This window comes from Ruegeria sp. F11, assembly GCF_056533855.1.
On the sequence record NZ_JBQFOW010000003.1, the window covers coordinates 258425 to 277659 of the forward strand.

Genomic DNA, 19235 nt, shown 5'->3' on the forward strand with positions numbered 1-19235 from the left:
ATGAGCGATATTGCAGGAACCAAACCGGCGCTGCGCTGGGTCGTCCATGCCTCGGTCGTTTTTCTGGTCGTATTGTGGATCATTCCGACGCTGGGGCTTTTGATCTCGTCCTTCCGGACGGCGGATCAGATTTCGGGCAGTGGTTGGTGGCGGTCTCTGTTCCCGTCCGAACAGAACCTGACCCTGCGTAGTGCTGCGCCCGAAACGCAGGTGCTGGAAAACGGCGTCTACGTGATCGAAGGACAGCTGTTCGACGGTGACCAGCAGGCCGTGATCTCGCGTTGGGGTATCAGCTCGCGCGACGTTGACGCTTATGTACCCGGAGACATTGCCGAGCTGCGCCGGGGCGGCACCATCACTGTGGATGCCGAGGGCAACTACCGCATGGAGAACACCGAAGAGTTCAGCGGCAATCGCGGCGCGCGTATTTTTGTGACCGCCGAACTGCCACCCGAGTTCACCTTCGGAAACTACCAAAAGGTTCTACTGGACCAGAGCAGTACCGACAGCATGGGCAAGGCCTTTTTCAACACGCTGACCGTGACGATTCCCGCGACGATCATTCCGATCCTCGTTGCCGCGTTCGCCGCTTATGCGTTGGCATGGATGGATTTTCCGGGCCGCGCGCTTTTGATCGCTGCGGTGGTCGGCTTGCTGGTGGTGCCACTGCAACTGGCGTTGATCCCGCTGCTGAAGTTCCACCTGAATATCGGCATCGGCAAAGGTTATCTGGGCGTCTGGCTGGCCCATACCGGATTCGGAATGCCGTTGGCGATCTACTTGCTGCGCAACTACATGGCCGGACTGCCGCGTGATCTGATCGAAAACGCGCGGGTGGATGGTGCGACCGAGTTCCAGATCTTCACCAAACTGATCCTGCCGCTGAGCTTTCCGGCGCTGGCGTCCTTTGCAATCTTCCAGTTCCTCTGGACATGGAATGACCTGCTGGTTGCCAAGGTGTTCCTGATCGATGCGACAGGCCAGACCACGGTCATGACCAACCGGATCGTCGAACTGCTGGGTACGCGTGGCGGCAACTGGGAAATCCTTGCCACCGCGGCCTTCGTGTCGATTGCTGTGCCGCTGGTCGTATTCTTCGCAATGCAAAAATATCTGGTCCGCGGCCTGCTTGCCGGGTCCGTCAAATAGAGGCGTCTGATGAACGTGCAGAACACCGTAGAGCTTTCCCATGCAACCAAAGCCGCCTCGGAATGGTGGCGCGGCGGGGTGATCTATCAGATCTACCCGCGCAGCTTTCAGGACAGCAATGGCGACGGGATCGGGGACCTGAGGGGGATCACTCAGCGTCTCGGCTATATCGCTTCGCTGGGCGTCGATGCGATCTGGATTTCGCCATTCTTCAAATCTCCGATGAAGGATTTCGGCTATGACGTCAGCGATTACCGCGACGTTGATCCGATGTTTGGTACTCTGAGCGATTTCCGGGAATTGCTGGATCAGGCGCATGCTCTGGGTCTGAAGGTGATGATCGACCTCGTGCTGTCGCACACGTCCGACCAGCACCCGTGGTTTAGTGAAAGTCGCGCCAGCCGGGACAATGGGAAATCCGACTGGTATGTCTGGGCCGATCCGAAACCGGATGGCACGCCGCCGAATAATTGGCTTTCGATATTTGGTGGCCCGGCGTGGCAATGGGATTCGCGCCGCCAGCAATATTACCTGCACAATTTCCTGACCTCACAACCGGACCTGAATTTCCATTGCCAGGATGTGCAGGACGCATTGCTGGACGTGGCACGTTTTTGGCTGGATATGGGCGTAGATGGCTTCCGCCTGGATACGATCAACTTCTATTTCCACGACAAACAGTTGCGTGACAATCCCGCGCTGCCGCTGGATCAGCGCAACGCCTCGATCGCGCCGCAGGTAAACCCGTATAACCATCAGGATCACCTGTATTCCAAAAGCCAGCCCGAAAACCTCGCGTTCCTGGAACGGCTGCGCGCCCTGACCGACGAATACGAAGGCCGCGCCTGTTTAGGTGAGATTGGCGACGCCCAACGCGGGCTTGAGATCATGGGCGAATACACCACCGGCGATAAGCGGATGCATATGTGCTACGCGTTCGAATTCCTCGAAAAGCGCGCACTGACGGCGACTTACACCAAGCATGTCTTCGATCAGCTTGAAGACAAAGCGGGCGATGCCTGGCCCTGCTGGGCGTTTTCGAACCATGACGTGCAGCGCCATAGCTCGCGCTGGAATTTGGATGAGGCCGCCATTCGTCAGCACGCGGTCCTGATGATGTGCCTGCGCGGGTCGGCTTGCCTGTATCAGGGTGAAGAACTGGGTCTGCCCGAGGCAGACGTGCCCTATGAGCAGTTGCAGGACCCCTATGGCATCGAATTCTGGCCCGAGTACAAAGGCCGCGATGGCTGCCGAACCCCGATGGTTTGGGCCGCGCAGGATGAGCAATCCGGGTTCAGCACCGGCTCTCCATGGTTGCCTGTCAGTTCACCGCAAGCAGAACGGGCCGTTGACCGGATGGAGCATGATCCGCAGTCAATGTTGCATCACTATCGCCGGGCCATTGCGCTGCGCCACGCGCACCCCGCATTGGCCTCTGGTACGCAAACGGAGATGACCCAATCAGGACCCGCGCTGACATTTCTGCGCACAGATGCGGCTGAACAGATTTTCTGCGCCTTCAACCTCGGCTCTGAGCCGGGCGAGGTAGCTTTGCCCACCGGCAACTGGCGTTCCATCGGTCAGGATCTGGGCGGGGTAGAAGGTCAGGGTGAGGTGGCGCTGAACGCGGCACAGTTCTGCCTGATGGTCAAAGACGAGGGATAAGCCATGTCGGAACTCAAACTTACGGATGTGGCCAAGTCTTATGGGCCGGTTGATGTCCTGAAACATATCGATCTGGACATCGAACAAGGCGAACTGATCGTGTTTGTCGGCCCCTCGGGCTGTGGCAAATCCACGTTGTTACGGATGATTGCAGGGCTTGAAAAGATCACCGGCGGCACGCTTGAGATCGAAGGGCAGGTCATGAATGACGTGCCACCCGCCCAACGCGGCATTGCGATGGTGTTCCAGTCTTACGCGCTGTATCCACACATGACGGTGCGCGAGAACATGGCCTTTGCGCTGAAAATCGCCAAATTGCCTACGGCTGAAATTGACGCCGCCGTCGACCGCACCGCGCGTATCCTGCAGCTTGATCCGTTCCTAGACCGTCTGCCCAAAGCCCTGTCCGGCGGACAGCGCCAGCGCGTCGCCATCGGGCGGGCAATTGTGCGCGACCCCAAGGTCTATCTGTTTGACGAACCACTCTCGAACCTCGATGCAGCCCTGCGCGTCGCCACCCGGATCGAAATCGCGCGGCTGAAAGAGGCGATGCCCGACAGCACGATGATCTACGTCACCCATGATCAGGTCGAGGCGATGACGCTGGCCAGCCGCATCGTGGTTCTGGCCAACAAAGGCATCGCGCAGGTCGGAACGCCACTGGAACTGTACGAGACGCCTGATAACGAATTCGTCGCGCAATTCATCGGCTCGCCTGCGATGAACCTGCTGCCCGGCAAGATTACCGGGACAGGGGCGACAACAACCGTCGCGCTGGACGCGGGGGGAGTCGCCGTTTCGACAATTCCGACGACCGCTGCGGATGAAGGCAAACAGGTCAATATCGGCGTTCGGCCCGAAGATTTCGTGATGACCAACAGCAACGCAATTCTGACGGGCGAGGTAGATTTCACCGAAGCACTGGGCGAAGTCACTCTGTTGTATTTCGCCAAGACAGGCGGCGCGGATCAGGTCATCGCGAAATTGCCCGGCGTGCAGCGAAACCTGCGCGGGCAGAGTGTTTCGGTCACAGCCACCCCAGAAAAAGTGCATTTGTTCCATAACGGAATGTCCATGCGCTAGTGCCAGCTCACGGCGCTTGACAACGCAGGCCTGCCTGTTTCACCATAATTGAAACGTTTCAAAGGTGGGAAATGCGGGTTTCAGCGCAGCTTTATACAGTCCGGCACTGCGGTGATCTAAGCGATCAGTTGCAGCTGGCGGTGGCCTGCGGCTTTACCGATGTTGAAACAACAGGCTTGCACGAACTTTCTGCGCCAGAGATGGCAGGTATCGTAAGGCAATCCGGCCTGCGCGTTCGATCGGCCCATTTTGACTGGGAAGAGTTCAAAGATCGGTTTCCCGAAGTATTAGAAGTTCTGCGCCTTCTGGAATGCCCAGTGGCCGTCATGCCTTGGCTGGCGCCCGAGGCGCGGCCCGACACTGCAAAGGGATGGATAGCAGTGTCGGGCCAGTTATCCGAATGGGCGAACCGCCTGTCCCAGCAGGGTGTGAAACTGGCCTATCACAATCACGATTTCGATGTGTTGGGCGATACAGAGGAAACGCCGCTAGACCTGATCCTGTCGCAACCCAAAATCTACTGGCAGCCTGACATCGGCTGGCTGGTCGCCGCGGGGCTGAACCCTGCGCGCCTTATCCGGCGATATGGCGACCGCATCCTGTCCGTCCACGCTAAAGACGTGAACCCGGCAGACCATGGAGACGCGCGTTGGCGCGATCCGGGGGATGGGGTTGTGGATTGGACTGCCGTTCTCAGGTCGCTGCGCGCCACCCTTTGCATTGACCTGTTTGTGGAACATGATGACTCGTCGGACCCTAAACAAACGCTGAAAAAGGGTCGGCAGTTCCTGATGGAACAGTTGGAAGGGGTCGCTTGATGGCGCGGCCTACGATCAAATCGATCGCCAAACTAACAGGCTATTCCGTCGGCACGGTTTCGAACGCCTTGCGCGGCTCGAAAACGGTCAAAGCTGAGACACGCGAGGACATTCAAAAGGTGGCGACCCGTCTGGGCTACCGGGTAAATCTCGACGGGCTCAAATTGCGCACCAACAAATCCTACCGGATTGCCGTGCTGGTTGGTGTCTCGGCGGGCGCGTCCGAGGAATGGGAGGGGGTGGAGTTCACTCAAATTCTTGCCGGGATTGCCGCCGCCCTGCAGGGCTCGCGGTATGATCTGAGCGTTTTCAGCGTGGCCAGTCTTCAAAATGCGATGGAGAGCCTGCGCAGCATTGTTCAGGAAGGACTTGCCGACGGCGTCATATTCTCGGGCACTCGGCACAACGATCCTCGCATTTCCTACCTGCAGGAACAGGACTTTCCCTTTGTAACCTATGGCATGAGCGACAGCGACATCCCGCACGCGTTCGTCGATTTCGACAGTCAGGCCGCCGCACAGGAGGCCACGGCCCGGTTGCTGCGGCTTGGCCATCGACGCATTGCTATGGTCAATCCTCCGATCGATCTGGTTTATGCCGCGCAACGGCAGCAGGGATATTCTAATGCGCTGGCCGCTAGCGGAGTGGCATTCGACCCGGCTCTGGTATTCAACGGCCCGACCACGGCGCAGAGCGGAAAGCGGGCATTCGACGCCCTGATGCAATTGCCCGACCGTCCCACCGCCATCATCTGCGCCAACGAGGCGATGACGCTGGGCGCCCTGTCGACTGCGGCCAAGTCCGGTATTCAGGTCGGGCGCGATGTGGTCGTGATTTCCACTGACGACCTACGGCTCAGCCAGTATTTTGTCCCTCCACCCAGCACCTATTACGTACCAATTGGCGAAACCAGTCGCCTGCTGGGGGAATTCATGCTGAAATCTCTGGACGGGGCCGACCCGTCCGAGACCCAGAAAAAGATCAGGGCCACCTTTATCGAGCGGCAACCTGACAAACCCGCGCCGACATCGGCGTGAACCAAGTGATCCAACACAGGAGTAACCGGACATGTTCAAGAAACTGCTAGCCGCCGCAACTCTGGCCGCACTCACCGCCCCGGCCGCATTTGCTGCCGATCTGGAGGGGCGCGTGCTCAAGATCGGAACCGATGCCACCTATCCGCCGATGGAAACGGTCGATGAGGCGACGGGTGAGATTGTCGGTTTTGATGTCGACGTGATGAATGCGATCTGCGCCAAGGTCAATTGCGTACCGAACTTCGTCAACACCGCATGGGACGGTATCTTTGCGGCCCTGCAACAGGGTGAGTTCGACCTTGTGATTTCAGGCGTGTCGATCACGCCCGAGCGGGAAGAGACGATGGATTTTTCCGAGCCCTATATCGTCGTCAGCCAGGCCGTCCTGCTGCAGGTTGATAATGCCGACATGACGCTGGACGATTTCAAGGCTGGCGGTCAAAAATTGGCGGCTCAGACTGGCACCACCAATGCGCAACTGGCCGAGGATCTGGTCGGGCGCGAGAACGTTAGCCTGTATGACAACTTCTCAGCCGCGATTCTCGCTCTTCAGAACGCAGATGTGCAGGGTGTGATCATCGATGGCACCTCGGCTTCGGCCTATGAACAGGAGTTTGCAGGCGAGCTGACCGTTGGCATCACCGGCCTGCAATCTGACCCGCTGGGTATCGTCTTCCAGGAAGGCGACGCGACTGTTGACGCCATCAATGAAGGGTTGGCGGCGATCAAGGAAGACGGCACGCTGGACGCGCTGGTCGGCAAATACTGGAGCACTGAGTGACCCTGTAGCATCCTCTCAGGCCCGGCGGTTCGCACCGCCGGAGCCACAGCCCAGCGGAGAACTCCATGTCTCGCCTACGTTCGATCCGCCCGAGCAACCTCGTGTTGCTCGCAGCCGCCCCGTTCATCATCTATCTGTTCGCCACCTCGTCGAAATACCTGCGATCGCTGGTGGCCATTCTGGGGATCGGCAACAATGCAGGGCCGATCTTTGTGGGCTTCCTGCTGGTCCTGATCGTGGCCGTTCTGGGCTACCTCTGCGCCCGGCACGCCCGGTTCGCAGTGCAGGCACCCCTCTGGCTGCGCCTTTCGGCACTGGTGGCACTTCCGGCGGCAATCGCGCTGACTGTTCTGGGGTTCCTCGCACCCCAGATATTGATGCCATTCGCCGAGTCGGTCTTCTTTCACGCGCTCAGCGAAAACACTTCGACCCTGATCGACCGATCCAGCCAGACCTGGGTGTTGTTCCCCGAGGTCGTGGCGCAGGTTCAGCAGGGGCTTCAAATTCTGCTGCTTGCTTATGCTGGCCTAGTTGGCCTGTCTTTGCTTTCTGGACGGCTGCCCGCAAAGCCACGAAACTATGCGCGGTTGGGGTTTGAATTCCTGACCGGAGCGGTTCTGTTCTTCCTGATGTTCATGGCCCATTGGCAGTTCGCCACGGGGGTCGCGATCACCTTCCGGGCGGCGATCTTCGCTTACATTTTCGCAGCTATTCTCGGACTGATCTGGGTGGGTCTGCAATCGTTCAAGCCCAAGGCGCGGACAACGGTCGTCTATGGCTCTATCAGCCTGGCCTTGTTGGCGGTTTCCACCTTCTTCTTCATGCAACCTCAGGTGAATTACGTTCTGGTCGGTAGCACAGAGGCGCGAATTGCAATCGTGCGCGGCACGCCGCAAGCGCAGGCGGATATCATCCGGTTCGGCGAATTTGAGGGCGGCGAAGGTCAACAATACCGCATCCGCAGCGCCACGGATGCCGCCAGCGCGCTGGAACAGATTGAAACGGTCGATAGCGTCTCGGGCGCGTTTGTTCCGGTCAAAGCGCACACACAGGGCTATCCCATTCTTTGGCAGACAAGCTTTCTGCCCGACAGCTATCGCAACCCGGCGCTTGCCTTCGCGGTCTTTGGTTTTTTGCTGATGACCCTGACCATCGGCGGGGCACAGCACAATTTGCACCCGCTGGCTGTCGGGGCCGAGTTCTTTGTGGACACGATTCGGGGCATCCCGATGCTGGTCATCATCCTCTATATCGGCCTTCCTCTGGCCGGGGCGGTCAAGGATGCCACCGGTGGGGGTATTGATATGACGAACATGACGCGCGGGATTATTGCGATATCGGTGGGCTATTCCGCTTACATGGCCGAGATTTTCCGTTCCGGCATCGAAGCGATCCCGAAAGGGCAACTAGAGGCCGGAAGCTCGCTAGGCCTGTCACGCTGGCAGACTGCGCGGCTGATCGTATTGCCACAAGCATTGCGCATTGTGACTCCGCCGCTGGGCAACGAATTCATCGCGATGATCAAGGATACTTCGCTGCTGTCGATCCTGTCGGTCCGCGACATGACCCAGCGCATGCGCGAGTTTCAGGCCGCGAGCTTCCTGCCTTTCGCGCCGTTCAATACGGCGGCCATCCTATATGTCGTCATCACGTTGGGTTGTGCCAGCTTCCTGAAATGGATCGAACGTCGCACCGCAAAGGACCACCGATGAGCAAGCTGGAACTGGGCGTATGCTACTACCCCGAACAATGGGACCCGTCCCAATGGCGCGAGGATGCCGCGCGGATGGTTGGGATGGGGCTGGATTGGGTGCGTATTGCCGAGTTCACCTGGGGGCTGATCGAACCTGAACGGGGCACGTTCCGCTGGGACTGGCTTGACGAGGTAATCGACATTCTGGGGCAGGCCGGGTTGCGCATCATGATGTCGACCCCCACTGCCGCACCACCCAAATGGCTGATCGATGCGCACCCTGACATTTTACCGGTCGGCCCCGACGGGCGCGTGCGCGGCTTCGGGTCCCGCAGGCATTACTGCTTTTCCAGCGAGACCTATCTGGCCGAGGCCCGCCGGATCGCCACCGAATATGCCCGCCGCTATGGCCAAAATCCGCATGTTCATGCGTGGCAGATCGACAATGAATACAACGACCACGACACCGTCCTTAGTTACTCCAAGGCGGCCCGGCAGGGGTTCCGGCGCTGGCTTGCGGATCGGTACGGATCGATCGAATACCTGAACCGGACTTGGGGAACCGTATTCTGGGGTGCAGTGTATTCCGACTTCGATCAGATCGAACTGCCCAACGGGCTCGTTGCCGCGCCAAACCCAACCCACGCGCTTGATTTCATGCGCTATTCCTCGGATCGGGTTCGGCTGTTCAACCAAGCACAGGCAGCGATCCTGCGCGAATATGCGCCGGGGCGCGACATCACCCACAACTTCATGGCCGGAAGTTTCGAGTTCGATCACTACGCCGCAGCCGAAGATCTGGATATCGTCGGGTTTGACAGCTATTCGCTGGGTAATCTGTTGGGTTCAACGCTGCCCGAGGACCAAAAACGCCGCTACCTACGCACAGGCGCGCCGGACTACCAAGGGTTTCACTGCGACCTCTATCGCGCACAGGGGAAAGGCCGGATGTGGGTTTTGGAGCAGCAGCCGGGACCGGTGGACTGGGCCCAAAAGAACCCGTCGCCTGCCGACGGTATGGTGCGTCTGTGGACGTGGGCCGCCTATGCGCACGGGGCGCAGGCGGTGATGTTCTTTCGCTGGCGGCAGGCGAAAAGCGCTCAGGAACAGTATCATACGGCCTTGTTCAGATCAGATGACAGCCCGGATCAAGCGGCGGAGGAACTGGCGCAGATCATGAAAGACCGCAGGGTTTTGCCACCGGCAACGCGAGGGCGGGCCAAAGTGGCTATGTTGATCGATTACCCCTCAATCTGGGCGGCCCATATCTTGCCGCATGACGATGATTTCCCGAATGCTCAAATCTTGCGGGACTGGTATGCCACCTTTTCACAAATGGGGGTTGATCTAGATTTCATCGGCCCCGATGACGAATTGAGCGCTTATTCTCTGATCGCACTGCCTCAAAGCATGATTGTGACCGACGCGCTTGCAGCCCGGTTGCGCAACAGCAAAGCCAAGCTACTGATCGGAGCCCGATCCGGCAGCAAGACGCCAGATATGCACACGCCCTCCAATCTGGCACCGGGGCCGTTGGCGGACCTGACCGGAGTTCGGGTTCTACGTGTGGAATCTTTGCCTGATCTGGCGCAGGAGGACGTACTACTGACTGGCGGCGCTCGCCTGAACTTCACCGGCTGGAGAGAGGTTCTAGAAACCGATGAGGACGTTATCGGCCAATTCGTCAGCCCGTACAGAAACGGGAGTCCGGCTGTGATCCGATCACAGCGCGCGACCTATCTGGCGATGGTGCCACAAGGCGCGTTACTGTCCGAAATTGTTAAGGACGTGCTAAATTGGTGCGGCCTGGAATGGGCGGATCATGGACCCGACCTGCGGATAACCCGGCGCGGCAGCCTGAGCTTTGCTTTCAACTTTGGAGACACCGCAGTGTCATTGCCCACACAGCAAAAATTGCTTGTTGGTGAAAACCCGCTCCCCCCGCATGACGTCGCTATTTGGCACGCGGACGCAGCATCTGACTAAGCCTGTTTCAAAGGACCCGCTACAAACTGGACTTATGAATTTCGCCAACTGTCACTTTTTGGCTGACCAACGCGCGCAGAAAGTCCTATCAATAAGAAATAACAAAAAGACTCAGTCCAATATCGGGAGGAAAAATAATGGCTGACACCAAAACTCTATCCAGACGCACGGTGCTGAAGGGCGCGGGGGCTGCTGCTCTGGCGGCGCCGCTCTACAGCAAAAGCGCACTGGCCTCATCGGGTGAGATCAACATCCTGATGTGGTCGGATTATCTGCCGCCCACTTTCCTGCAAGAGTTCGAAACCCTCACCGGGATCAAGGTGAACTACACCGGCATCGGCTCGAACGAAGAAATCATCAACAAGATGAAGGCCACCAAGGGCCAGGGCTTTGACATCGTCTCGCCCACCAACAACCGGTCCCTGCAATGGGAGCCGCTGGAACTGTTGCAGCCCTTCGACATGAACAAAGTGCCGATTGATCTGGTGAACCCGGCGATGGCCAAGATCGGCACCGACGCCTGGGATTTCGGGGGCAGCGGTTCGCACTGGCTGCCGCATATCTGGGGCACCGAAGGCATCGCCTATCGCACCGACCTGTGGCTGCCGGAAGGCGACGCGCCCTCCTACGGCGACGTCTGGTCGGAAGCGAACGCGGGCAAGACCATGGGCCGCGCCCATTCGATGATGCTGGGTGCCGGTCTTTACATGGAGCGCGCTGGCGAGATGGACCCGGGTTCGGTCTGGGCCGCTTACGGTGACGAAGAGACGATGCGCAAGGTCTGGGGCCAGATCACCGATTGGTGTATTGCCCGCAAAGACCGGATCAAACTGATCTGGAACGACGCCGACACCCAGAAAAACGGCCTGCTGAATGAAGGCGTTATTGTCGGTCAAACCTGGGACGGCCCGCCGCTAGCGCTGAAATCTGCGGGTGAACCGGTGCACTATCAGGCTCCGGTCGAAGGCGCGATGGCATGGGTGGACGGCATCTCGATGCCCACCGGTGCGGCGAATATTGATCAGGTCTACGCCTTTATCGACTTCGCCTATCAGGCGAAACCGGCTGGTGTTGCGATTGACAGCCATGGCTACAACTCGCCTGTTCTGGGGGCCGACCAGTATTCGGGCGACACCTACAAAAAGAACTTTGCCGAGGCCTATCCGGGCGACTCGCTGGCCAACCTCAACCCGTGGCCGGCCGAAGCGCCGTGGTATGCGGAAACCCGGACCGAGTTCGTCAACAAGTTCAAAAGCGCCTGATCGCTTTGCAATCTGGCCCCTCGCAGTGATGCGGGGGGTTCCAACCCCGCGCGTCCAGGGACGGGTCGGGACCAAATGTGGTGCGGCTAAGTCCGGCCAATACGGAGATATCAGCCATGAGTGCAGGGGTCGGAGTAGATCTGGAAAACCTGTGGATCCGTTTCGGCGATTTCGTCGCCGTCCGCGATGCCAACGTCAACATCAACGGGGGCGATTTCTTTTCGTTTCTGGGCCCCTCGGGCTGCGGCAAGACCACGATCCTGCGGGCGGTCTCGGGCTTTCTGGAACCCAGCGAAGGCAACGTCCTGATCGGCGGCAACAACATGCGGGGGATTGGTCCCAACAAGCGCCCGACCGCGCTGATTTTCCAGAACCTCGCGCTGTTCCCACTGATGAAGGTGTGGGAAAACATCACCTTCTCGATGGAGATCAAAGGTGCCAGCGCTGCGGAACGCCGCAAGCGCGGGGACGAGCTTTTGGACATGATCGCGCTGCCGGGGCAGGGCGACAAGCTGCCCAGCGAATTGTCCGGGGGTCAGCGCCAGCGCGTGGCCATTGCCCGTGCGCTTTGCGCCGAACCGGATGTTCTGCTGCTGGACGAACCTCTGTCAGCGCTGGACCTGAAGCTGCGTCAGCACATGCGCACCGAATTGCGTGAAATCCAGCAGCGCGTCGGCATCACCTTCATCTACATCACCCACGATCAGGGTGAGGCACTGACCATGTCGGACAACATCGCCGTAATGCGTGCAGGCGTGATCGATCAGATTGCCGACGGTAAAACCATCTACAACGATCCATCGACGGCCTTCGCGGCCTCGTTTGTGGGGGAAAACAACGTTTTCCGGGGCAAGGTCCAACGCGTCATGGGGAATGAGGCGGTGATCCAGACCAACCGCTCGGGCGATCTTGTAGCTCGGATTTCCACAGCAAATCAGGGCAAGATGAAAGAGGGTGACGACGCGATGATGTTCATCCGCCCCGAGGCCCTTGCCATCGCCCCGGACGGCGCAACCGGCGACCATTTTGTCACCGCGCGCGTAAACCATGAGGAGTTCGAGGGCAACGTCTTCAACATCTTCACCGAAGGGGAAGGCGGCAAAGAGATCAAGGTGTCCCTGCCGAACCTTGGCCAGTCGTTTGAAGATCACACAGGCCAGAACATCACGCTGGAATACGAGACCCGCAATGCGGTTCTGGTTCCGGCGGGTGAACTGGCAGCGGAATAGGGGGTCGGTTGCATGCCCCAGTTCCTGAAAGATTTCTTTAATCGCAACGGCACCGGCATGGGGATTGCGATTCTGGGCTTGGTCCTGTTCTGGACCATTGGCCTGATCATTCTGCCGCAGCTGTCGATGCTGGACTTTTCCTTCCGACCCAACTTGCCCCCACCTGAGATTGGCGGGCCGAAGGATGTCTATACGCTGGAGAACTACAAGTACCTGATCTACGGCCCCGAAGGCGGCAGTCAGGACTACAACACGGTCGATCTGAGGGTCTTTTTCCGCACCCTGCTGGCTGCGATCTGCGTGACGATCTTCAATCTGATTATCTGCTACCCCATCGCCTATTATCTGGGCCAGTCCAAGGGCAGCCATATCCGCATCTTCGCGATCATGCTGATCATCCCCTACTGGATCAACGAAATCCTGCGCGCCTTTGCCCTGCGGATCATCTTTGGCGAGACCGGAGTGCTGAACACCCTGTTCATGGGTCTGGGCATCTGGGACACGCCGTTTGACTTTATCCGCAACGACATCGCGCTCTATGCCGGGCTGGGCTATGCCTACATCCTGCTGATGATCTTCCCGATGTACAACGTGATCGAAAGCCTGGACGGAAACCAGATCGAGGCCGCACGTGATCTGGGCGCGCCCTGGTGGCGGATTCACTGGCGGGTGGTCATTCCCTACGCCAAGCCTGGGATCAGCTCGGGCTGCACAATGGTCTTCATGCTGAGCGCTGGTGCGCTGGCCGCACCGCAGATTCTGGGCGGGCCGTCCTCGCTTTGGTTCACGCAACTGATCTATCAGCAGTTCAACGACAACAATGACTGGCCGCAGGGGGCCGCCTACGCCATCGTGCTGCTGGTGACCTGTATACTGTTCGTGCTGGCGGTGATGCGCCTGTTCAAGGTGAACATGGGGGATATCGGGAAATGAACCTGTCCTTCCTTCGTGTAAGCATCTGGGTCTATCTGGCCATCTTCTTCCTGTACTTGCTGGGCCCGCTGGTGATCATGTCGGTCACGGCATTCAACTCATCCTCATTCCCGCGAATGACGCCGTGGGAATGCCTGACCTTCCAGTGGTTTGGAGAGCTGTTTCAGGATCAGCGTATTCTGAACGGCATCAAGAACTCGCTGATCATCGGGGCCGGAACGGTCGTTCTGTCGGTTGCAATGGGTCTGGCGGGGGCGCTGATGCTGACGCAGATCTGGCCCAAGCTTCGGGCGACCTATTACACCATCATCATCGCTCCGATCCTGATCCCCGGCGTTGTGCTTGGTATCTCGACGCTGGTGTTCTGGGACCGGATCAACCGGATGCTGGGGCTGGGTGCGGATAGCGTGCTATCGAATGGCATCTTCCTGACGGTGATCGGCCAGTCCACCTTTATCGCCAGCTATTGCATGCTGGTTCTGGTGGCGCGATTGCAGCGGTATGACATCGCGTTGACCGAGGCCGCGCTGGACCTTGGCGCATCCCACGCGCAGGCATTCCGCAAGATCCTGCTGCCGTTCATGCGCCCGGCAATTGCGTCTGCGGCGGTGCTGGCCTTTCTCGCCTCGTTCGAGAACTACAACACCACCACCTTCACCTTCGGGGAATACCCGACGCTGACCATCGAACTGGCGCAGAAGGTACGCTATGGCATCACGCCGTCGATCTCGGCTTTGGCCTTTATCATCGTGGCGCTGACCGTGTTCTTTGCCCTGCTGAACGAAGCCAAGCTGAAACGTCAGGAACTGGTCGCGGCTGCCCGCAAGGAGGCCACGGTCGAGGAACTGGCTGGCAAAATCAAACTGCCCAGTTTCTTCGCCGGAAACATGGCGGCGGTTCTGGTTATTGTGTTCGCAGTCGCCACGATCACCGTGGTTGGCACTGCGACGGCCTATGATCCCGGCCAATGCATCGCCGACGTCCGCGAGCAAAAGCAGCTTGAGGCCGAACAGCGTATTCAGGAGTTGCGTCAACAGCGCGAAGAGCAGCGCAGACAGCGCGAGGAAGAGCGCAAGCAACGTTTTGAGGGTGTGTTCGAGCCTGATGAACTGCAACCCGGCGCAACACAAGAGGACGCGCAGCCGGAGGCCGAGGGCAACAACTCTGGCTTCGGCAACGTGTTCTCTCCGAACGCGCTGAGCGGCGATGATGAGGAAGAAACCCAGGAAACCGAAGACCCGCCTTCAAACAATGGCGGTTTCGGCGGGGCCTTTGATCCCAACTCTCTGCAAAGCGACTGATTGCGACGCAGAAGGCGCCCGGATTGGCCTCAGGCCTGTCCGGGCGCGTTGGGTTTCAGGATAGCCACGTCGCAGCCCTGGATTGTGTGACCGTTCCACGTGACCGGATCGGCATTGTAGTTGATCAGGAATTCATGATCTGCCGTTTCCCTGCGCCGAAGCCCCTCTGGCATATGGTGCAGATCCAGACCGGTTTCCTGCGCCGCCATTGCAACCACACGGTTCCACAAGGCTTCGTCCGGGAAACCTGCGAGATACCAGACGCCCTCTGCGCCTTTCAGCGCGGGCGTCCCGTCAGCAAAAGACAAAAGATCCGGCGCGTCGCCCGACACCCGGTCAATCCAATGTTGCGCCGCACCGCCGCCCTCGACTGGGCGCAGCACGTTTGGCGGCAGGGATTCGACCAGATCGACGTTGCAGTCCAAGTCACTCAGGCCGGGGCGGCCCTGTTGCGGGATTTGGAAACCATGCGTGATCGCACCTGTTCTGGGGCCGAGGATCGCGAGGTCACACCCATCAATCAACCGCTGCGCCAGATCGTCTTCCAGCGTTGCCAGCCCGGGCGCGAGGATCAGTTTGTACCCACCTGCCGGGATGTCCGTCGGGGGGACGAAATCCACTGACAAACCAGCGCGCCGCAATGCGCGGTAGGCTGAGAAAACCAGCCGGAAATAGTCAAACCCGGCCCCTTGCGGCTGCGTCGCCCAGGCCCAGTCAGACGCATAGTCGAACAGGATCGCAACATCGGCATTCTTCGGGTTTACCGACCCCAAGCCCGCCAGATCATCCGCGGTTTGTCGCGCTTCGGAAAGGCCCGGCGCTGCGCGGTTGTTCGGCGTCAGCAGCCCCGCATGCATCTGTTCCTGCGCGAACGGGGCCTGCCGCCAGCGGAAATAGCTGACCACCTCGGCCCCATGCGCCACGGCTTCAAGCGACCACAGGCGCACCATGCCGGGCAGGGGGGCGGGGTTGTAGGGGGCCCAGTTCACCGGGCCGGGCTGCTGCTCCATCACCCACCAGCGGCCACGTCCGACTGCTCGGTACAGATCGTGGTGAAAGGCCTGCATGTCGGGGTCGCCTTGCTGCAGAAAGGCGGTCTTGTGCGTCTCGTCCGCCTCGAGCCGGTCGGACAGGAAGCCGATGGGATAGCTGTCCCATGTGGCGATATCCAGATCGTCGCCCACGGCGAAATGGTCAAATTCCAGCACCCGGCCCATATAGTTGTGCAGCAGCGACGCGTCGGTCAGTGGGCGCAGCACGTCCACCTGCGCCTTGTTGAACGCCACCACCTGATCCGAGCTGAACCGGCGGAAGGCCAGCACATGCGCCGGGTTGGCCTCGGTCACGGTCTGGTTGGGCAACTCGATCTGGTCAAAGCTGTTATACTCCATCGACCAGAACACATTGCCCCACGCCGCATTCAGGTCTTCGACCGTGCCATACTGCACCGCCAACCACGCCCGAAACGCCAGCAGCGCCGGGCGGCTATAGCTGACGGTGGTCTCGTGGCAAGCATATTCGTTGTCGATCTGCCACGCAGCGACATGGGGGTTGCGGCCATAGCGTTCGCCCATCAGCCGTGCGATGCGGGCGCATTCCTCGATATAACCGGCGTGGCTAAAGCAATAATGCCGGCGCGAGCCGAACTTGCGCGCGGCCCCCTGCGCATCCACCGCCAGCATATCGGGGTGCCGGTCCAGCATCCAACGCGGAGGCGTGGCGGTCGGCGTGCCCAGCACCACTTTCAGCCCCGCCGCGCCCAGCGTCTCAATGGCGCGATCCAGCCAGCCGAACTGCAGGTCTCCGGGGGTGGGCTCCATCCGGCTCCAGCCGAACTCGCCGATGCGCACCCATGTCAGGCCGGTTTCGACCATGCGGGCGGCATCCTGTGCCCATATCTCTTCGGGCCAGTGTTCGGGGTAATAGCAAACGCCAAGTTCCGGTTTCATAATATCACCCGATGTTCTGCCTGACCTTGCCCCGCACCGGGTGCCGAGAAGGTCATGCCGTTGCTGGGCTGCTGCGCCAGCGCCTCGGCGTCCAGCCCCTGACGGGCGGTGGTGCAGAAAAGCGTGGTCAGATCATCCCCGCCAAAGCCGGGGCACGAGGTATGGGCGGCCTCGAACGAAACCGCCCGCAGGAACTGCCCTGTTGGGTCATAGGCCGCGACCCGCGCCGCGCCCCATTGCGCCACCCACAGGTTACCCGCCGCGTCGACCACCGCGCCATCGGGGTTCAGCCCCTCGGCGCGCAGGTCCAGATGCACGGAGGCTTGGCCCTCGGGCCAGCCGGTTTCCGGGTTCAGCGGTTGGCGCATCACCTGTTGTGTCACCGTGTCGGCATAGTAGGCGCAGGACCGGTCCGGCGCGAAGCAGATCGCGTTCGAGATGGTCACATCCGGCACCAGTTTCCGCAACTCTCCGCGCCACAGGCGATAGATCGCGCCCGCGCCCGGTTCGGCCTGTTTGCCCATCGTCCCGATCCAGAACCCACCCCATGGATCGGCCCGCCCGTCATTCGAGCGCGTCACGGGGTTGTCGGCCTCAAGCGGGGCAACCAGCGTTTGGGCGCCATTCGTCAGCCCAAACCGCCACAGCCCGGTTTCCGAGGCGATCAGCAGCGTGTCCCGATCCACCCATCCGGCGGCCGAGACATGCTCGTCAAATTGCCAGGCCCGGGCTGTATCGCCCTCGCGGGTCATCAGGCGTTTGGCGATGATGTCGAACCAGAACAGTTGTTTGCGTTCGGGATGCCACAGCGGTCCCTCGCCCAGCTCGCAGGGGCGGTCGTCAAAGACCTGACTCATGCGGCGGCCTCGTCATAGGCAGAGACGATGCGGCGAGCGCGGTCGGCGACCTCGTCCACCGTCAGGCCCGGTTTATAAAGCGCCGAGCCGATGCCGAATCCGTCGGCACTGGCTGCGAGCCATTCGCCGAAATTTTCGGGCCCCGCGCCGCCGACCGCAAAGACCTGTGTGCCCGCTGGCAGTATCGCGCGCAGGGCAGACAGGCCCGCGGGGCCGGCCATTGATCCGGGGAACAGTTTCAGGCCGGTGGCCCCGGCGGTCAGCGCGGCAAAGGCCTCGGTCGGGGTGAAGATGCCGGGCCAGCTTTGCAGCCCCAGCGCGGCTGTGCGGCGGATCACGTCGGTATCCGCGTTGGGTGACACGACCAGCTTGCCGCCCGCGTCGGCCACGGCCTGAACCTGATCGGGGGTCAGAACGGTGCCCGCACCGATCAGCGCCCGGTCGCCGCATTCGCGCGCCAGAATGCCGATGCTGTCCAGCGGGTCGGGGGAGTTCAGCGGCACCTCGATCCGGTCGATGCCAGCGTCGATCAGGGCGCGGCCCATGGCGGCGGCCTCGGTCGGGCGCAGGCCGCGCAGGATGGCGATGATGGGACGGCTCATGCGGTTTGCCTCGTCAGGGTTCGGGCTTGCGACAGGCCTGCCAGAGTGGCCTGCGTTGCGGTGATGGTCTCGGACGGCGCGCCTTGTTGCTGCAGCGCTTGCGCATAGATGGCAGACAGGCGATCGGCCCCGATGATGGCCAGTTGCTGCCCCAGCCAATAGGGCCGGGCTGCTGCCAGTTCGGCCCCGATCAGCAGGCCCGACAGGCGGGCGCGGGCGGTGTCGCCATCCTGCCCATGCAACAAATCCGCGGCCCGCAGACCGAACAATCGCGCGGCAAGCTGTTCCGGTTTGGACATCGCGTCGCTTACGGCCTCGGCAAAGGCGTCATCGTTCCAACCGGTGCCGATGGAGTGCCCCAGCACCGATTGGCCACGCAGCAGTTCGAACATCTCGCCGGTCATGAAGGTGCGAAAGCTGATGACCTCTCCGGCGCTGATCTGAGCCCATTTCGTATGTGTCCCGGGCAGGCAGATTACGCCATCCCAATGGGGGCGCGTGGCCAGATAGCCCGCGATCTGCGTTTCCTCGCCACGCATCACGTCCGCCGGATCGGGCTGTTTCAGGCCCGGCACCACAAAGGCGCGGATGCGCGGGTCAGTGTTCGGCACGCGGATCGGAGCCCCGGGCACAGGCGCGGTGGGCACCGCGGCATAGGGAGCCTCGACCCAACCCTGCCGCGCGCCGACCATGCCGCAGGCGATCACGTCGATAGGGGCAGGGCCCAGCCAGCCTTCGACCAGATCCAACAGCGCGGCCTGAAAGTCGCCCTTGGCGAGCCCGCCCATCCCCTTATCAGACTGCGCGCTGTCCAGAACGGTGTCGCCCTGCATCGCCCAGACGCGCAGGCACGAGGTTCCCCAATCGACGGCGATCCATTCCACGTTCAT

At 60.5% G+C, this 19235-nt stretch carries 16 protein-coding genes; 12 read left to right on the forward strand and 4 right to left on the reverse strand.

All coding sequences use genetic code 11. The features are described from left to right. The 12 genes from ACR0NJ_RS05685 to ACR0NJ_RS05740 all read left to right on the forward strand — a co-directional run bounded on the left by ACR0NJ_RS05685 (position 1) and on the right by ACR0NJ_RS05740 (position 14937). The gene (locus ACR0NJ_RS05685) at positions 1 to 1149 is read left to right on the forward strand and encodes a carbohydrate ABC transporter permease (RefSeq protein ID WP_480816153.1); all 1149 of its coding nucleotides are present in this window, start codon (positions 1 to 3) and stop codon (positions 1147 to 1149) included. A gap of 9 nt (positions 1150 to 1158) precedes the next feature. Next, positions 1159 to 2814 (forward strand): alpha-glucosidase, encoded by a 1656-nt coding sequence (locus ACR0NJ_RS05690; RefSeq protein ID WP_480816154.1) that lies wholly within the window; start codon positions 1159 to 1161, stop codon positions 2812 to 2814. A gap of 3 nt (positions 2815 to 2817) precedes the next feature. Next, on the forward strand, positions 2818 to 3897 hold the full coding sequence (locus ACR0NJ_RS05695; protein WP_480816155.1) for an ABC transporter ATP-binding protein: 1080 nt from the start codon (positions 2818 to 2820) through the stop codon (positions 3895 to 3897). A 71-nt stretch (positions 3898 to 3968) separates the two neighbouring features. Next, on the forward strand, positions 3969 to 4715 hold the full coding sequence (locus ACR0NJ_RS05700) for a sugar phosphate isomerase/epimerase family protein (protein ID WP_480816156.1): 747 nt from the start codon (positions 3969 to 3971) through the stop codon (positions 4713 to 4715). Further along, positions 4715 to 5752, forward strand: a complete 1038-nt coding sequence (locus tag ACR0NJ_RS05705; protein ID WP_480816157.1) for a LacI family DNA-binding transcriptional regulator — start codon at positions 4715 to 4717, stop codon at positions 5750 to 5752. Before ACR0NJ_RS05700 ends, ACR0NJ_RS05705 begins: the two co-directional genes overlap by 1 nt. A 31-nt stretch (positions 5753 to 5783) precedes the next feature. Beyond that, the gene (locus ACR0NJ_RS05710) at positions 5784 to 6533 is read left to right on the forward strand and encodes a basic amino acid ABC transporter substrate-binding protein (RefSeq protein WP_480816158.1); all 750 of its coding nucleotides are present in this window, start codon (positions 5784 to 5786) and stop codon (positions 6531 to 6533) included. A gap of 65 nt (positions 6534 to 6598) precedes the next feature. Beyond that, positions 6599 to 8245 carry an amino acid ABC transporter permease gene (locus ACR0NJ_RS05715; RefSeq protein WP_480816159.1) on the forward strand — a complete coding sequence of 549 codons (1647 nt, stop codon included), beginning with the start codon at positions 6599 to 6601 and terminating at the stop codon, positions 8243 to 8245. Continuing rightward, complete coding sequence (locus ACR0NJ_RS05720) at positions 8242 to 10212, forward strand: beta-galactosidase (protein WP_480816160.1); 1971 nt, start codon at positions 8242 to 8244, stop codon at positions 10210 to 10212. Before ACR0NJ_RS05715 ends, ACR0NJ_RS05720 begins: the two co-directional genes overlap by 4 nt. 137 nt (positions 10213 to 10349) lie before the next feature. Further along, positions 10350 to 11474, forward strand: a complete 1125-nt coding sequence (locus ACR0NJ_RS05725; RefSeq protein WP_480816161.1) for an extracellular solute-binding protein — start codon at positions 10350 to 10352, stop codon at positions 11472 to 11474. A 116-nt stretch (positions 11475 to 11590) separates the two neighbouring features. Continuing rightward, a complete protein-coding gene (locus ACR0NJ_RS05730; RefSeq protein ID WP_480816162.1) occupies positions 11591 to 12703 on the forward strand; it encodes an ABC transporter ATP-binding protein in 1113 nt (370 codons plus the stop codon). 12 nt (positions 12704 to 12715) lie between these two features. Beyond that, positions 12716 to 13636 (forward strand): ABC transporter permease, encoded by a 921-nt coding sequence (locus tag ACR0NJ_RS05735; protein WP_480816163.1) that lies wholly within the window; start codon positions 12716 to 12718, stop codon positions 13634 to 13636. After that, a complete protein-coding gene (locus ACR0NJ_RS05740) occupies positions 13633 to 14937 on the forward strand; it encodes an ABC transporter permease (RefSeq protein ID WP_480816164.1) in 1305 nt (434 codons plus the stop codon). The genes ACR0NJ_RS05735 and ACR0NJ_RS05740 overlap by 4 nt, the downstream gene beginning before the upstream one ends. Positions 14938 to 14966: 29 nt before the next feature. On the opposite strand, the gene ACR0NJ_RS05745 is transcribed toward ACR0NJ_RS05740, so the two are convergent. From ACR0NJ_RS05745 to ACR0NJ_RS05760, 4 genes are read right to left on the reverse strand one after another with little or no spacing between them, the layout of a single operon-like run. After that, positions 14967 to 16886 carry a beta-galactosidase gene (locus ACR0NJ_RS05745; protein ID WP_480816165.1) on the reverse strand — a complete coding sequence of 640 codons (1920 nt, stop codon included), beginning with the start codon at positions 16884 to 16886 and terminating at the stop codon, positions 14967 to 14969. Next, entirely contained in the window at positions 16883 to 17743 is an 861-nt protein-coding gene (locus ACR0NJ_RS05750) for an SMP-30/gluconolactonase/LRE family protein (protein ID WP_480816166.1), read from the reverse strand. The genes ACR0NJ_RS05745 and ACR0NJ_RS05750 overlap by 4 nt, the downstream gene beginning before the upstream one ends. Continuing rightward, positions 17740 to 18345 carry a 2-dehydro-3-deoxy-6-phosphogalactonate aldolase gene (locus ACR0NJ_RS05755; protein WP_480816167.1) on the reverse strand — a complete coding sequence of 202 codons (606 nt, stop codon included), beginning with the start codon at positions 18343 to 18345 and terminating at the stop codon, positions 17740 to 17742. Before ACR0NJ_RS05755 ends, ACR0NJ_RS05750 begins: the two co-directional genes overlap by 4 nt. After that, positions 18342 to 19235 (reverse strand): 2-dehydro-3-deoxygalactonokinase, encoded by an 894-nt coding sequence (locus ACR0NJ_RS05760; RefSeq protein WP_480816168.1) that lies wholly within the window; start codon positions 19233 to 19235, stop codon positions 18342 to 18344. The genes ACR0NJ_RS05755 and ACR0NJ_RS05760 overlap by 4 nt, the downstream gene beginning before the upstream one ends.

Coding starts and splice junctions, on each gene's coding strand:
- ACR0NJ_RS05710 (WP_480816158.1), top strand. CDS start 5,784: ATGTTCAAGAAACTGCTAGCCGCCGCAACTCTGGCCGCACTCACCGCC.
- ACR0NJ_RS05755 (WP_480816167.1), bottom strand. CDS start 18,345: ATGAGCCGTCCCATCATCGCCATCCTGCGCGGCCTGCGCCCGACCGAG.
- ACR0NJ_RS05760 (WP_480816168.1), bottom strand. CDS start 19,235: ATGAACGTGGAATGGATCGCCGTCGATTGGGGAACCTCGTGCCTGCGC.
- ACR0NJ_RS05735 (WP_480816163.1), top strand. CDS start 12,716: ATGCCCCAGTTCCTGAAAGATTTCTTTAATCGCAACGGCACCGGCATG.
- ACR0NJ_RS05700 (WP_480816156.1), top strand. CDS start 3,969: ATGCGGGTTTCAGCGCAGCTTTATACAGTCCGGCACTGCGGTGATCTA.
- ACR0NJ_RS05715 (WP_480816159.1), top strand. CDS start 6,599: ATGTCTCGCCTACGTTCGATCCGCCCGAGCAACCTCGTGTTGCTCGCA.
- ACR0NJ_RS05740 (WP_480816164.1), top strand. CDS start 13,633: ATGAACCTGTCCTTCCTTCGTGTAAGCATCTGGGTCTATCTGGCCATC.
- ACR0NJ_RS05690 (WP_480816154.1), top strand. CDS start 1,159: ATGAACGTGCAGAACACCGTAGAGCTTTCCCATGCAACCAAAGCCGCC.
- ACR0NJ_RS05730 (WP_480816162.1), top strand. CDS start 11,591: ATGAGTGCAGGGGTCGGAGTAGATCTGGAAAACCTGTGGATCCGTTTC.
- ACR0NJ_RS05705 (WP_480816157.1), top strand. CDS start 4,715: ATGGCGCGGCCTACGATCAAATCGATCGCCAAACTAACAGGCTATTCC.
- ACR0NJ_RS05750 (WP_480816166.1), bottom strand. CDS start 17,743: ATGAGTCAGGTCTTTGACGACCGCCCCTGCGAGCTGGGCGAGGGACCG.
- ACR0NJ_RS05725 (WP_480816161.1), top strand. CDS start 10,350: ATGGCTGACACCAAAACTCTATCCAGACGCACGGTGCTGAAGGGCGCG.
- ACR0NJ_RS05695 (WP_480816155.1), top strand. CDS start 2,818: ATGTCGGAACTCAAACTTACGGATGTGGCCAAGTCTTATGGGCCGGTT.
- ACR0NJ_RS05745 (WP_480816165.1), bottom strand. CDS start 16,886: ATGAAACCGGAACTTGGCGTTTGCTATTACCCCGAACACTGGCCCGAA.
- ACR0NJ_RS05720 (WP_480816160.1), top strand. CDS start 8,242: ATGAGCAAGCTGGAACTGGGCGTATGCTACTACCCCGAACAATGGGAC.
- ACR0NJ_RS05685 (WP_480816153.1), top strand. CDS start 1: ATGAGCGATATTGCAGGAACCAAACCGGCGCTGCGCTGGGTCGTCCAT.